The sequence below is a fragment of the Archaeoglobus sp. UBA230 genome (genome assembly GCA_002507545.1).
GTDB lineage: Archaea > Halobacteriota > Archaeoglobi > Archaeoglobales > Archaeoglobaceae > Archaeoglobus.
In genome coordinates, this window is the sequence record DAVR01000011.1 from 37992 (window position 1) to 51750 (window position 13759).

At 45.4% G+C, this 13759-nt stretch carries 12 protein-coding genes; 8 read left to right on the forward strand and 4 right to left on the reverse strand.

Annotated features, from left to right (window positions below):
* Positions 1-28 precede the first annotated feature (28 nt).
* Positions 29-1153 carry a 4Fe-4S binding protein gene (locus BP688_RS02945; protein WP_290595780.1) on the reverse strand — a complete coding sequence of 375 codons (1125 nt, stop codon included), beginning with the start codon at positions 1151-1153 and terminating at the stop codon, positions 29-31.
* A gap of 136 nt (positions 1154-1289) precedes the next feature.
* On the opposite strand from BP688_RS02945, the gene BP688_RS02950 reads away from it, so the two are divergent.
* From BP688_RS02950 to BP688_RS02960, 3 genes are read left to right on the forward strand one after another with little or no spacing between them, the layout of a single operon-like run.
* A complete protein-coding gene (locus BP688_RS02950; protein ID WP_290595778.1) occupies positions 1290-2087 on the forward strand; it encodes a DUF63 family protein in 798 nt (265 codons plus the stop codon).
* Positions 2084-2845, forward strand: a complete 762-nt coding sequence (locus BP688_RS02955) for an SAM hydrolase/SAM-dependent halogenase family protein (protein ID WP_290595776.1) — start codon at positions 2084-2086, stop codon at positions 2843-2845. Before BP688_RS02950 ends, BP688_RS02955 begins: the two co-directional genes overlap by 4 nt.
* The gene (locus BP688_RS02960; protein WP_290595774.1) at positions 2842-3246 is read left to right on the forward strand and encodes a DUF61 family protein; all 405 of its coding nucleotides are present in this window, start codon (positions 2842-2844) and stop codon (positions 3244-3246) included. The genes BP688_RS02955 and BP688_RS02960 overlap by 4 nt, the downstream gene beginning before the upstream one ends.
* On the opposite strand, the gene BP688_RS02965 is transcribed toward BP688_RS02960, so the two are convergent.
* Positions 3216-5405 (reverse strand): efflux RND transporter permease subunit, encoded by a 2190-nt coding sequence (locus BP688_RS02965; RefSeq protein WP_290623592.1) that lies wholly within the window; start codon positions 5403-5405, stop codon positions 3216-3218. The two genes, BP688_RS02960 and BP688_RS02965, sit on opposite strands and share 31 nt — an antisense overlap.
* Positions 5406-5465: 60 nt before the next feature.
* Between BP688_RS02965 and glmM the strand changes: the two genes are divergently transcribed.
* Positions 5466-6803 carry a phosphoglucosamine mutase gene (gene glmM, locus BP688_RS02970; protein ID WP_290596072.1) on the forward strand — a complete coding sequence of 446 codons (1338 nt, stop codon included), beginning with the start codon at positions 5466-5468 and terminating at the stop codon, positions 6801-6803.
* Here glmM and BP688_RS02975 read toward each other — a convergent pair.
* The gene (locus tag BP688_RS02975) at positions 6798-7397 is read right to left on the reverse strand and encodes an SCP2 sterol-binding domain-containing protein (protein ID WP_290596071.1); all 600 of its coding nucleotides are present in this window, start codon (positions 7395-7397) and stop codon (positions 6798-6800) included. The genes glmM and BP688_RS02975 overlap by 6 nt on opposite strands.
* Before the next feature lie 335 nt (positions 7398-7732).
* Here BP688_RS02975 and BP688_RS02980 point away from each other — a divergent pair, with 335 nt between their 5' ends.
* On the forward strand, positions 7733-8386 hold the full coding sequence (locus BP688_RS02980) for a B3/B4 domain-containing protein (RefSeq protein ID WP_290596070.1): 654 nt from the start codon (positions 7733-7735) through the stop codon (positions 8384-8386).
* Between the two features lie 85 nt (positions 8387-8471).
* Here the strand turns inward: BP688_RS02980 and BP688_RS02985 are convergent, their stop codons facing one another.
* Positions 8472-8921 carry a C-GCAxxG-C-C family protein gene (locus tag BP688_RS02985; RefSeq protein ID WP_290596069.1) on the reverse strand — a complete coding sequence of 150 codons (450 nt, stop codon included), beginning with the start codon at positions 8919-8921 and terminating at the stop codon, positions 8472-8474.
* 147 nt (positions 8922-9068) lie between these two features.
* Here BP688_RS02985 and BP688_RS02990 point away from each other — a divergent pair, with 147 nt between their 5' ends.
* From BP688_RS02990 to BP688_RS03000, 3 genes are all read left to right on the forward strand, one after another.
* A complete protein-coding gene (locus tag BP688_RS02990; protein ID WP_290623594.1) occupies positions 9069-10961 on the forward strand; it encodes an oxidoreductase in 1893 nt (630 codons plus the stop codon).
* A gap of 267 nt (positions 10962-11228) precedes the next feature.
* Positions 11229-12599: an OB-fold domain-containing protein gene (locus BP688_RS02995; protein WP_290623596.1), complete on the forward strand. Its 1371-nt coding sequence runs from the start codon at positions 11229-11231 to the stop codon at positions 12597-12599.
* 4 nt (positions 12600-12603) lie between these two features.
* Complete coding sequence (locus tag BP688_RS03000) at positions 12604-13755, forward strand: acetyl-CoA acetyltransferase (RefSeq protein WP_290596066.1); 1152 nt, start codon at positions 12604-12606, stop codon at positions 13753-13755.
* Positions 13756-13759 lie beyond the last annotated feature (4 nt).

Here is a 13759-nt window from a genome sequence, read left to right on the forward strand (position 1 = left end):
AAGAAATAAAATATAAGTGCTTTTCTGTTCAGACTTCTTCTCTAAATTCTCTGACCGCAATAACACCTACAGGACAGTTGACCACGCAAAGTCCACAAGCAGTGCAGTACTCACTTACTTTCCCCTCCGCTCGACCACCAACGATCTCTATCGTCTTTCCGTCTTTGCTTACTGGGCATATACTCTCACAGATTCCGCAACCGATACACCCGTCTGCAACTCTTATTTCTCGCCTCCTCTCTTCTTTCACTTTTCGGAACTCGACTTCAATTTCCTCTTTCAGCCTTCTATCAATCTCAATTGCACCTCCGGGACAGTATCTCTCACAGGTTCCACAGTAATTGCATCTGTCACTGAAGATCACAGTCTTTTCAGGCTCGTAACTGTAAGATATAGCCTCATTTGGGCAGATATCCCTGCAAACTGTGCAGTCTTCAAAACATCTTTCTTTGCTCCATCTCTGCTCCCCTTCAAATATTCTGTTGATCTCAATTGCACCGGTAGGACAGTTTTCCCTGCAAATGCCACAAGTTGAACAGGTATGCTCGTCCACAATCACGGTTCCACTAACGGCATCCTTCCTTTGCTCGAAGATTCTGCATGAGTCGCATCGGACCGAAATAACATCCATTGGACAGACCTTGGAGCATATTTCACAGTAGATGCACTTACTTTCGTCAATAACGGGCTTCCCATGGTAAATTTTTACTGCCTTTGTTGGGCAGTTCTCAACACACAGCCTACACTCTATACAGCCATCACCGATGCTTATCTCCCCTTTTCTCAGCTTCTTCAGGTCTACCCTTCTAACAACCTTAATAGCATCTCGTGGACAGTTTTTCATACAAAGTGAGCATAAAATACAACTATCCAAATCTACCTCAATTTTCTTAAATCCCATCTCCTCTTTCAAAATTTCGGAATATATTCCACCTTCTTTGCCATTTCTGTAGAAGCTCAGTGCACCAAACTGGCAGAAGTCGCTGCAAGTTCCGCAGACAGCACAGCTCTTTCCAATTTCGACCTCAAATCCACTGCCGTTTCTGTATACAGCTATTGCCATCTTTGGGCAGACTGATTCGCACATACCACATCCAACACACTTATCGGGGACAAAGTAGAGATAGTTCCCCCTCTCTTCGTCTCTCGCCACCTCTATGATGTTATCACCTCCTCTTCTCTCTCCGCATTAGGTTGTTTTATAAGCATTTTGGTTAACTTTGTCTTGGACGTATGCGTTTGTATGGACATATATGGAAGGTTATTTAAACTGTAAAAATACTGAGGGCATGGATATCTTCTGGAATTTCATCAAGGAGTATTACATAGACTCCATAGTATACAAAGAGGGCTACAATCCGGTAAACACCCTGACATGGGCTTTAATTCTGATTCTGGCAGTCGTGTTGATATATAGATATCTGGAGAAAAGAATCAAAATTGATAGAAAGTTTGTTTATGCCAACATTCCTTATATTCTCCTTGGATCTTCCGTTCGAGTTGTGGAGGACGCGGGTTTTTTGACTCCTCCTCTCTCATACATTTTCATGTCACCCTTTATTTACATGCTCGTTTTCACCATAGCTTTTCCCACCTTGATAGTTTCTATCAGAAAGTTTGGTGATGGATACTACAGGCCGTATTCGGCTGTTGGGTTGGCTTTGAGCTTAGGTATACTGATACTGCTTTTTGCCAATCTTAAGACAGTCTACTGGTGGGTTATTCCAGCTGGTCTTGCACTTTCAGCAGCCGTTTCCTCTATATTTTTCTTGGTCTCTCCGAAAGCGATGAAAAATGATCTGAGTGTATTGGTAATGTTCTCACATATGCTCGACGGATTTGAAACGTATTTCGGCATAACGTATCTCGGGTATTGGGAGTTGCATGTCCTTCCAAGATTTCTGATAGAGAAGTTTGGCGCCATTTCTCTCCCAACTGTGAAGTTTTTTGTCTTTTTTGCTATTCTGTATCTGCTTGACACTTCGGAGGAGGAAGAGAAGCTGAAAAATTATATTAAGTTCGTGCTTATTGTTCTTGGGCTGGCACCGGGGCTGAGAGATGGTATAAGGATGATGTTTGCAACATGAAGGTTGTAACGTTGCTCACTGACTTTGGAGAATACTATCCGGGCGTCATGAAGGGAGTAATCCTGAGAATTTCACCGGATGTCAGGATAGTGGACATAACCCATGAAGTCGAGCCCCAGAATGTCTTTCAGGGGGCTTTTCTGCTTTACCATGCATACAGGTATTTTGAAAATGCTGTTCATGTTGCTGTTGTAGACCCGGGAGTGGGCGGGGATAGAAGGGCTATTGCGGTCATAACAGAGAACCAATGCTTTGTCGGTCCTGATAACGGCATTCTTTACCCCTCTGCTTCGGAAGATGGAATTAAAAAGGTTTACAGAATACGAGAGGATATTTCTGAGCTTGTCGGAGAACTTTCGACGACATTTCACGGTAGAGATGTTTTTGCACCAGCGGCAGCTTTGGTTTCGTATGGCAGGCTCGAGAAGTATTTTGAGGAGATAGACGGTATTGTAAAGCTTGATCTGTTCGACTATTCGATAGAGGAAGAAAGAGTTAGGTGCAGGGTGGCTTATGTGGATAGATTTGGCAACATAGTGACCAATCTCAGAGGAGAGGAGGTGAGGGCGAAAGCCTTTTACCTCAGTGGAATAGAATTTCCACTTGTGAGGACTTACTCGGATGTTGATATTGGAGAACCACTCGCACTTATAGGAAGCTTTGGAACCGTTGAACTCAGCGTGAGGGAGGGTAATGCAGCAGAACTCACCGGAATAAGGAAAGGAGGAGTTAAAATTCAGCTGGAGGTAGTAAAATGAACGAAAAGATGCTTGCTAAAATGATTGAGGCTGTAAACAAGCACATGCCTGCAAAGACGAGAAACCTTGCTGAGATGCTGAAGGAGAAAGACCCCATGATCAGGGCAAAGGATGGTAACGAGTATTATGTAGAAAAGAAGGAACTTGAGTTCATAGCAAAGCACGTTGATGAACTTGACTGGGCAAAGTTCAGGATTCCGATTATTCTCGAAATGAACGATATTGGAGGAGAGAGGGTTATCTATGTCAGAGACAAGCTGCATGCTGAGTTCATAAAGAAGGCATTCGGATACGATAGAATTCTAAATGGTGTTTTCACGCTTTACATGTATGAACTCCCCGAAATCAGGAGAAAACTAAGGACTGCGAGTCAAATAATATTTCGGATTTCGCTGAAGTAAGACTTCCTCGATTCGTAGAGAATCAGGAAAGCTGGGACTATCGAGACCGCAGATACAAGGCTGAAGATTACCGCGATGAATGCAAGAACTCCGAAGTTGCTTAAAACTGGGAATGACGAGAAGTATAGTGCCCCAAACCCACCCGCCGTTGTAAGTGCTGAGGTTAGGACTGCTTTTCCCGTCCTCTCGATAGTCCTCTTTACCGATTCCTCCACACCAAGCTTTCCTCTCTCCTCGAAGTACCTCTCGGTGATGTGGATAGAATAATCAATGCCCATACCCAGAACTATTGAGTTGAGGGCTATGGAGATCGTCGTCTGCTTTATACCCATAACCACCATGCACAGGTTCATCGCAGCAACAGCCACTGAGATACTGATTAGGGGTATTACCGCTCTTAGGATGGAGCGGTAGGAGAGAAGAAGAAATACAACGATGAGTAAATAAGCAACTGCAGTCATCAGGTTTAGGCTGCTGAACAGAACCTCGCTGAGGTGTGCTAGGATGACAGGGAATCCCGTTATGTAGTAATCTCCGTCCCACCCAAAAAACCGAATATCCTCTTCAAAGTTTCTCATTGCGTGGTTTACCTCTTCTTCTGTTTGTGTATTGGTGTAAAGGAGAATTACCATGTGGTTTCCAGAAACAAATCTATTATACAGACTTTCGGGTATGTTTGAGAGGGCTACTGTAAATTCTCTTTCGGCTGATGGGATAGTGCCAAAAAAGTCCTTAAGAGTTTTTCCAATAGTTTCATAGCTGTAAACTTCTTTCTCTCTATTGGAAATATATTTTGCAAGCTCCTCAGCTTTAGCAACATTGTTTGCGTCAATTCTGTCAACGGAGAGGACGATGGCATAAACGTATTGTGGAGAGACTGATCTTTCCAGTTCTTCAAATTTAACGAGTGCGGGCAAATCTTGTGGGGCGTACTTCCTTCTGTTGGTTTCAAGCTGGACTTGTGTGGTCGCATACGCGCCAAGAATGATTAAAACTGCTGTAAGTGCCAGAATTTTCTTTGAATTCGTAATTGTTAGCTTTGCAATTGATGTCAGAACTTTTTCGAGAATTCCGGGAGCGTAGGATGCTCTTCCTGCATCTTTATCAGCTATCCTCAGCACTGCAGGCAGGAACACGAGGGAGAGGAAGAAGGCAGATAGAAGTCCAAGCGACATAAGAGTTCCAAACCAAACCAGTGATGGGATTCCGGGGGCACCCATTGATGTAAAGCCTATAACCGTTGTCGCCATTGCCATGAAGAGTGGAAATCTGGTCGTTCTAATTGCCCGCACTACAGCATTTTCCACATCTCTGCCTTCGTTTCTTTCCTCTTCAAATCTGTTTTGAAGCTGGGCTGCGTAGTCAATAGCAAGACCTACGAGAATTGGGACGGTTGCAGAAACGTATTCGGTCATTTTAAGTCTGAAGAGTGGCATTGATCCGACCATAATCGAAACGGAAAGCAACGATATTAGCAGTGGGAACAGCACAGTCACTTTTCGTCTGACCACACCGCTGAATACCACAGCAAGGACAAGAACCATTATGACGGAAGCTACAAAGAAAGTTCTGTAAACATCCTCCTGAACGGCCTTCGTGATCTGATACATCAGCACGGCTCCACCCGTAACATCTACAGAAACACCCGAAGGCTGGGGTAGGAATGATATTACCTTTTCAATCTCCTTGGCGACCGCCATCAGTTTGTCACTTTCCATTCTCTCTATCTGGACTGAAATCAAAGCGAAGTTTTGATCAGGAAGCAAATCGCGGGCGTAGCTTTCAGCAATGGTTTCCAGCAGAACTTCATCATCCGGTATGGAGCCAAACATTTCATTGACTACTGAAGCGGGGGATGTGGTGGAGATAACACCCTCTATGTGCACAAGGGCGTTTTGGAGAGAAAGCATATATTTAAAAACGTCTGCCGTTAAAACGTCATCGGATTTAATAAAAATGTAAACGTTCTCTGGGGCAAGGCCAAAGTCCTTGTAATACAACTCATATCTCAGATAAATTTTGTCCCATGGGGGAAAGCTATCCGAGTAATCTGCTGATCCAAACTTGAGGTTTGATGCAGAAATCATGAATAGCGAGATGATGAAGGAGATGAGAAGGACTGTAGAGAGAGGTCGTTTAACAACCAGTCTTTCAAACATCAACAGTGCCTAAATCACCTGAGTAAAAAACTTTTTGAACATTCATCCTGAATAATCAGCATGAGAGCAGGAGGAGCAGGAGAACTTTTTGGAACCAACGGTGTCAGGGGGATAGCGAATTCAGAATTAACGGCCGAAATTGCTCTTAATCTGGGGAGAACTATAGGAAGTTTGAGGCCGGGAAAAATTGCCATTGCATGTGATACGAGAATTTCAAGCTCAATGCTCAAATCCGCTGTTTCAGCGGGTATTATGTCAACGGGAAGTGACGTGGTTGATTTGGGCATTGCTCCCACTCCAGCACTTCAGTATTACGTTAAAGAGACTGACTGTTCAGCGGGAGTTATAGTAACGGCAAGCCACAATCCGCGAGAGTATAACGGGATAAAATTCGTTCAGGATAACGGGGTGGAGTTCTACAGGGAAATGGATGAAGAGAGTGAGAGAGTTTACATGAGCAAGAAATTCAGAATCGCCAACTGGGACGAGGTCGGGCAGCTTTACATGGATTGTTACGGTCTGAGGAGATACATTGATGCCATTGTCGAGAGCGTTGAACTCGACAAAAAGTATAGGGTTGCGGTTGACTGTGGAAACGGGGCTGGGAGCCTCTCAACTCCTGAGATACTGAAATCGCTTGGCTGCGATGTTTACGGAATAAACTGCAACCCTGATGGACGGTTTCCTGCAAGAAATCCTGAGCCCGTTGAAGAGTCCCTTGATCTACTGAAAAAAGCGGTTGTGGATTTCAATGCGGATATTGGCGTTGCCCATGATGGGGATGCGGATAGGGCAGTCTTTGTTGATGAAAAAGGAAGATTTGTGAGTGAGGATGTTATGCTGGCTGTTATGGCAAAACACTATGTTGAAGAAAACGGAGGAGGGGTGGTTGTCACACCCGTGTCATCATCAAAGTGTGTGGAGGATGCTGTGAAGGCTGCAGGAGGTGAGATTCTCTATACTCCGGTTGGCTCTCCGGTTGTTGCGAAGGTGATGATAGAAAAAAACGCCATTTTTGGCGGTGAGGGAAATGGAGGTCTGATTTTTCCGGAGCATCTGGTGGCGAGAGACGGGGGGATGAGCGTTGCAAAGGTTCTTGAGCTGATGGATGCTACTGGCAAGAAGCTGAGCGAGCTGGCTGCTGAAATTCCGAGATACTGCATAGTGAAGGGGAAGGTGGGGTGCAGGGACAAAAAGAAGTTGCTTGAAGGACTCAGGAGGGAGTTTCCAGATGCGAACCACATTGATGGGGCGAGGATTGACTTCAGTGACGGCTGGGTGTTGATCAGACCATCAGGGACTGAACCAATCGCAAGAATTTATGCTGAGGGCAGGACAGAGAGCAGGGCAAAAGAGCTTTACGAGTTTGGTGAAAAAGCCATAAAAAAGATTTTATGAGAAAATTTTCTGAAACTTCCTCGCCATCCTTATACCCTTTATTCTCAGCCTTCTTGTGAGCACCCATAACATCGTCTTAAGCGTACCAGCTCTTCCAGTGGCTAAATCGTTTATGACGTCAAAATCAGCTGAGATAACAGAAAATTTTCCTTTTACGGGCTGTCCGTTGTAAACAGTAATTCTTCCTTGATTGAACTCGACAGTTGCAGTAGCATCCATATCTCTTACCTTCACAACCACAGAACCCTTCATATCTCTTGCTATGTTAGCCCTTGCTGGTTTCTCTGAGAGTATCTGCTCAATAAGCTGTCCGAGAATTGATGCCAGCCCTTCTCTTTCATACGTAACCTCTACTGGTCTAATAGAAATCTCGTCTTTTCCAAGGAAAACACCACTACTGACCTTGAACATCGCGGCAAAGAAACCAAAGAACATCAGGAACAAGCCTGCAAAACCAGCAAAGAATGCGAGAATTCTGATCCCGGATATGAAGAGGAATATTGCACCCACCACAAGCAGAAAGCCTACGATGAACCATAGAAGACCGAAAAGAAATGATTTTAAAGCGAGTCTGAACGCAGTCCCCCACTTCATGTATCAATTGATGATGATGATTTTTTAAAGTTTTCCATGTTAACATCAACCACTGCCTAAAATTACATCAGAAATTGCAGAGTTTTTTAGAACCTCAAGGCTTGGTGGTATGCAGCAAAATCGAGGAGAGGCAACCACATTATCCTTCATACCCAAATTTGTAGATAATATAATTCGCCAAAGAGGTGGAGGGGGTCACGACGATTATCTTGTCTGAGTTGTCTCTGAACGTCTTCGGAAAGAGAGTAGGATACTCAAAACGAAGACCTCGGCGTAGGGAGGGATGTTTTGATACAGTGCGAAAGCTTGAAAAAGTAATTTTCCATCTTGAGACTATGATAACAATCCAGATACCTATCAAAGTCGTTCTCGGTGTTAATGTGGTCAGAGAGGTTGAGGTTATCGAAAATTCAGGGAAGGCAGCGGAGCTTATCAATGAGGTTTCAGAAAAGCTGAAGAGAGAGGTGGAGGTTGACAATCTCAGGGAACATCCTGTTGTCAGAGCCTATAGGGATTTTTACTGGCGAATAGGGATAGACCCTACAAAGCAGAGGCCGAGTGGAGAGGCACTGGTTAGGAGAGCGTTAAGGGGAAGCATTCCGAGAATAAACAATGTGGTTGATGCTGGTAACATTGCGAGCATGGAGACCTTTGTCCCTATCGGCCTTTACGATCTCGACAGAGTGAGCGGAGAGTTAAAGTTAAGATTTGCCGCTGAAGGGGAGATATTCAGACCGATTGGCGGAAAAGATGACAGACTGGAAAAGAACCAGATTGTTCTTGCAGATGAGGAGAAAGTTCTCCACGTTTTCCCTTACCGGGACTCGCGGGAGACGATGATAAGGAAGGAAACCAGAAATGTGCTGGTTGTTGCATGCGGCGTTCCGGGAGTTGAGAAAGCAATTGTGGAAACAGCCTGCAAAAAAGCCTCACAGTATATCGTGATGCTCGCAGGAGGAATTGCTGATGAGTGCAAAATCATCTACTGATTGTAGCTCCGCCAACCGACCCGGGATCATGCTTTTCACCCGGGCGTGAGGGGCGGAGCCTAAGAATTACTTGGAATAAATTGTATTAAATTTTGCGGTCTTCAAGGGAAAATAGGGTGATTTCAACCGCATTTCTGACAATTTCCCTGCATTTTCTCCTCTGCTCTTCAGATGTGAGATCGAGGTTGGGGTTCAGATCGCCGCAGTTCGGGCTTCCATTTACCTCAACAAACTTTCTGAATATCTCAGCACATTTCATGTAAACTGGCATGTATCTTTTCAGAGGGTCCTTGATGTTATCTCGGTTTCCGAGCTTTTTCATGGTGTAAAGACTTGTTATAGCAACAGAACCCCATAACGCCCCGCAAATATGTCCTGACCCGGAAATGCCACCAGCGAAGCCGATTGACATGCTCCTCATCCCATCATTCAAATCTACACCAAGAGCTTCTGCAAGAGCGACGAAGGATGAGAAAGCGCAGTTTCTGCTCTCATCAAGCAGTTCGACCGCTCTTTTCCCTACACTTTTTACCATACAGGTTTTCTGTCAACCTGATTATAAGTTTTTCAGGGATGTCTGGTTTACCTAAATCTTTCCTTTGGTCAATTTTGGGGAAAATTTGTGGTGCTATTTTACACTAATTCCAAAAAATTTATAGTTTATCATCGCTTTACTGCAGTTATGAAACTCTTTGAACCAATTGAATTCGGCGGGATGAGGGTCAAAAACCGAATCGTGTTGCCAGCTGCGGAACTCAACTACCACACTCCCGATGGTGGTGTCACAGAGCAACTCTTGACCTTCTACAGGAAAAGGGCTGAGGGTGGCATAGGTTTTGCAGTTGTTGGGGTTGCAAAAATTGAGCCCCACTTCTTTGGTGGTATCGCTGCCCACGACGACAAATACATTCCCGATCTGAAGAAGATAGCTGACGTATTTCATGAATATGATGTGAAATGCGCCTTGCAGCTATGGCATCCCGGCAGATATGAGATTTCCTTTGACCCAAGTAGAACTCCTGTAGCACCCTCACCCATTCCCCCACCAATCTTCTCCAAAAAAACCCCCAAGGAGTTAACAAAGGAAGAGATACTACAAATCGAAGAAGAATTTGCTGATGCTGCTTTAAGAGCCAAGAAAGCTGGCTTCGATGCAGTCGAGCTTATAGGCTCTGCAGGCTACCTCATATCGCAATTCTTCAGCCCGGCAACAAACAAGAGGACTGACGAGTATGGAGGTAGCATGGAAAACAGAACAAGATTCGCAGTAGAGATAATTGAGATGATCAAAGAAAGATGCGGTAACTATCCAGTCATGATACGAATTCCCGGAGATGAATTCATCGAGGGAGGGAACACCGTAAGGGAAATGAAGCAGATAGCCAAAATTTTAGAAGATGCTGGAGTTGTTGCAATAAACGTCATGGCAGGATGGCATGAGTCGAGAAAGCCATTAACAACAATGCTTGTTCCAAGAGGCGGCTATGCTTATCTTGCAGCGGAGATAAAGAGTGCAGTCAGCATTCCAATCATAGCTTCGCACCGCATAAATGACCCACTTGTTGCAGAGAAAATCCTGCAGGAAGGTAAAGCTGACATGGTGGCGATGCTGAGAGCTTTGATTGCTGATCCTGAACTTCCAAACAAAGCCAAAGAAGGCAGATTTGATGAGATAAAATACTGCGTTGCCTGCAATCAGGGATGTATGGACATGGTGATGCAGGCTCAGCCTGTAACATGCCTTGTCAACCCAATGGTTGGGAGAGAGGCTGAGTTTGAGAATTTGAAAACAGAAACTCCAAAGAAGGTTGTAATAGTAGGTGGAGGTCCCGGAGGTTGCATGGCTGCCGAGCTTTTGGCGAGAAAGGGTCACAAAGTTGTTCTGTTCGAGAAAACTGACAAGCTTGGAGGGCAGCTCAACTTGGCAGCAAACTCGCCCCTCGCCTATGAATTTGCTGAAGTGGGCAAGTACTTCACCAACGTTCTGCCAAAGCTCGGTGTTAGAGTCAGATACAACACAAAAGCAGACGCCAAAACGGTGCTTGGTGAAAATCCAGATGTCGCGATAATTGCGGTTGGAGCCTCTCCTTTAATTCCAAACATTCCGGGAGTGGAACATGCTGTTACTGCTTTCGATGTTCTGGCAGGAAGAGAGGTTGGAGAGAAGGTTGTTGTTATCGGTGGGGGAGGGGTTGGATGTGATGTTGCTGCAGAACTTGCCAGTGAAGGCAAAAGAGTTACGATTGTCGAAATGCTCCCCAAGATCGGGGCTGATATAGGCATTTCTACAAGGTGGACTGTCCTGCTTTACTTGAGGGAGAAGGGGGTGGAGATGCTCACCAACACAAAGGCTGTGGAAATAAAGCCAAATGCTGTTGTTGTTGAGCAGAATGGTGAAAAGAGGGAATTGCAGTGTGATACAGCAATACTGGCAGTGGGAACGAAGCCAAACAACAGCCTGTATGACGAGCTGAACGGTAAGATTGCAGAACTCTACAAGATTGGCGACTGTGTGAAGCCGAGAAAAGCTCTTGACGCTACGAGAGAGGCTGCCGAGCTGGCTTTGAGGATTTGATGAAACCCACTTATTTTTTATTTCATTTAGTTATTGGTTCGGATTTGGGTGCCACCTTAAGTAAAGCAACCTAAGAACTTTTGGCACCCGTATCTCCACTCCTTCTGGATTAACCAGCCATCACATTAATCCCTTTAATTACAACTTTATTGTAAACTTAGCTATCTAAAGGTCTAAAAATAACCAACTCAAACATAATTTTCGAGACAGAAAGGCAAATCTTAAATAAAATCATGGTGAAATTGTTAAAATGTCGGAGGTGGTTATTTGGCTTCGATAGGTAGTTGCAGCGTTTATCTGCCAGTATGGAAGCTCAGCAGGGATGAAATTTCCAAAGAGACAGGAATGCCATCTCTTGGTGGAGAGAAAGCTGTAGCGCACTGGGATGAGGACAGCGTAACAATGGCAGTAGAAGCAGCAAGGAATCTTGAAGGGAAGTTTGATGCGGTAATCTTTGCCTCAACCTCCCCTCCATTCAGAATCAAGCAGTGTGCGAGTTTCATAGCCTCTGCCCTCGATTTGCCCGAAAACATCTTTACGATGGACATCACGGACAGTATGAGGGCAGCAACTGATGCGCTAATCACTGCCAATGAATTCGTGGATTCTGGAAGGTTCAGCAGAGTTCTGGTAGTTGCTGCTGATAGAATTCCAACAAAGCCCGGCACTTTATACGAGCAGCTTTATGGTGATGCTGCCGCTGCAATTGTGGTTGAAAAGGAGGGAGGAGCCAAGATTTTAGGATATAGCACATCAACAAAGCCATTGCCAGGTTCATGGATGCTGGCTGGTGATGATACTGTAAGAGATTACGACATGAGGGTTGACGCGAGGTATGGTTATGCTTCAAGCGTTCAGCAGGCTGCAATGCCACTATTTGCCAAACTCGGCTTAAGTCCTGCGGATATTGACAGAATTGTTGCCTCTGCTCCCGATCCGAGAAGCTATGAGGGGCTACTTAAGGCTGTTGGAGCAAGACCTGAAGAGTTCTACTTCAGCAGTGTAGGTATTGCTGGTTCTGCCCACCCTCTCCTTCTGCTTGCCACTCAGCTTGAAAAAACAGGTAGAATTCTCCTCGGAGGCTATGGTGAAGGAGCAGACGTTCTGGCAATAGAAATAGACGAGGCGATGGAAAGCAACATTGGGAGGATGCTGGAAAGTAGGAAGGAGATTAGTTACGGGGACTATCTCTACAACAGAGGGTTTGTTGGCATCAGAGATGCACCTGATCGTCCCTCCTTAACCAAGTTCTGGAGAGATGAGAAGTCCATTATTCGCTTCTACGGTATGAGGTGCCAGAACTGCGGAACTGTGAGTTATCCAATCAGCCGTTGTTGTATCGAGTGTGGGGCGAAGGATAATTACGAAGAGGTTAGGCTGGGCGAGAGGGGGAAGATATACACCTTCACCGTAGACTATCTCGTCATGCCCGGAAACTACACTGGAGATGGTGTGCATCCACACTGCGTTGCTGTAGTTGACTTGGATGGTGGGGGTAGGGTTATGTTTGAGGTGACCGACACTCTCAGGGAGTTCAACGGGATAGAATGCGATGCTGAGGTTGAGAGAACCTTTAGACTGCTATTTGAGAAGAACAACTTCAGATATTACGGCTGGAAAGCCCGTTTGCCGAGGTGATTTTATGCGGGAAGTTGCAGTTATAGGTTGTGGTGTTACCAAATTCGGACACCACTGGGAGAAAGACCATGAGGATTTGCTTGTTGAGGCTACCTATGAAGCCATATCAGATGCCAACATTGAGTTGAAGGATGTTGAGGCTGTATGGTGCGGAACCTTTTATCCTTCAACGGGAATCAGTGGCAACGTCTTCAGTGATACTGTGAAGTTTTTCGGGAAGCCAATAAGCAGAGTGGAGAACTACTGTGCAACGGGAATGGACAATATCAGAAACGCTGCTTTTGCCGTTGCGAGTGGTGCTTACGATATCGTCATTGCTGCCGGGGTTGAGAAACTTATGGATGCCGGCAGCAGGGGTTTGCCGCCAATCGAAGGCATATTCAGTGTTGGGATGCCAGTAGTAAGCGCTCCAGCAATGTTTGCTATGGCTGCAAACAGGGCTTTCAAGGAGTGGGGATGGACGAGAGAGGACCTGGCATTGGTTGCCGTCAAAAACCACTACAACGGAGCGAGACATCCAAAAGCCCACTTCAGGAAAGAAGTTACGGTAGAAAGGGTCTTAAAGGCTCCTATGGTTGCCTATCCCCTTGGAGTTTTCGATTGCAGTGCTGTGAGTGATGGTGCTGCAGCTGTTGTTCTCACCCGCCCTGAAATAGCCAAGCAGATGGTTGGCGATGATTATGCAGTGATAAAGGCGATAGGAATGGCAGTTGAGACCATGCACCCGTGGCATCGCCCATCTGAAAGCTTTCTCAGTTTTCCAGCAACCGTAAAGGCAGCGAAAATGGCGTATAAGATGGCCGGAATAGAAAATCCAAGGAAAGAGCTTGACTTTGGCATTGTTCATGACTGCTTCACAGTGACAGAACTAATCAACTATCAGGACATGCAACTATGCAAGCCCGGAGAGGGGGCGGAGCTGATAAGGAATGGTGTGACCGCCATTGATGGTGATTTTCCGATAAACCCTGACGGAGGATTGAAATCCTTTGGTCATCCAATTGCTGCAAGCGGTGTGAGAATGGTTGCAGAGCTAACAAAGCAGGTTCTCGGCAAGGCAGAGGGTTTGCAAGTTAAGGATGCCGAAGCAGGCTTCGCCCACAATCTTGGAGGACCGTATTCAGTTGCGACGGTTGCGATAGTTTCAAGGTCTTAAAGCG

Bases quoted from the DNA above. Each gene is read 5' to 3' on its own strand.
- BP688_RS02950 (WP_290595778.1), top strand. From the start codon at position 1,290: ATGGATATCTTCTGGAATTTCATCAAGGAGTATTACATAGACTCCATA.
- BP688_RS02955 (WP_290595776.1), top strand. From the start codon at position 2,084: ATGAAGGTTGTAACGTTGCTCACTGACTTTGGAGAATACTATCCGGGC.
- BP688_RS02960 (WP_290595774.1), top strand. From the start codon at position 2,842: ATGAACGAAAAGATGCTTGCTAAAATGATTGAGGCTGTAAACAAGCAC.
- BP688_RS02965 (WP_290623592.1), bottom strand. From the start codon at position 5,405: ATGTTTGAAAGACTGGTTGTTAAACGACCTCTCTCTACAGTCCTTCTC.
- glmM (WP_290596072.1), top strand. From the start codon at position 5,466: ATGAGAGCAGGAGGAGCAGGAGAACTTTTTGGAACCAACGGTGTCAGG.
- BP688_RS02975 (WP_290596071.1), bottom strand. From the start codon at position 7,397: ATGAAGTGGGGGACTGCGTTCAGACTCGCTTTAAAATCATTTCTTTTC.
- BP688_RS02980 (WP_290596070.1), top strand. From the start codon at position 7,733: ATGATAACAATCCAGATACCTATCAAAGTCGTTCTCGGTGTTAATGTG.
- BP688_RS02985 (WP_290596069.1), bottom strand. From the start codon at position 8,921: ATGGTAAAAAGTGTAGGGAAAAGAGCGGTCGAACTGCTTGATGAGAGC.
- BP688_RS02990 (WP_290623594.1), top strand. From the start codon at position 9,069: ATGAAACTCTTTGAACCAATTGAATTCGGCGGGATGAGGGTCAAAAAC.
- BP688_RS03000 (WP_290596066.1), top strand. From the start codon at position 12,604: ATGCGGGAAGTTGCAGTTATAGGTTGTGGTGTTACCAAATTCGGACAC.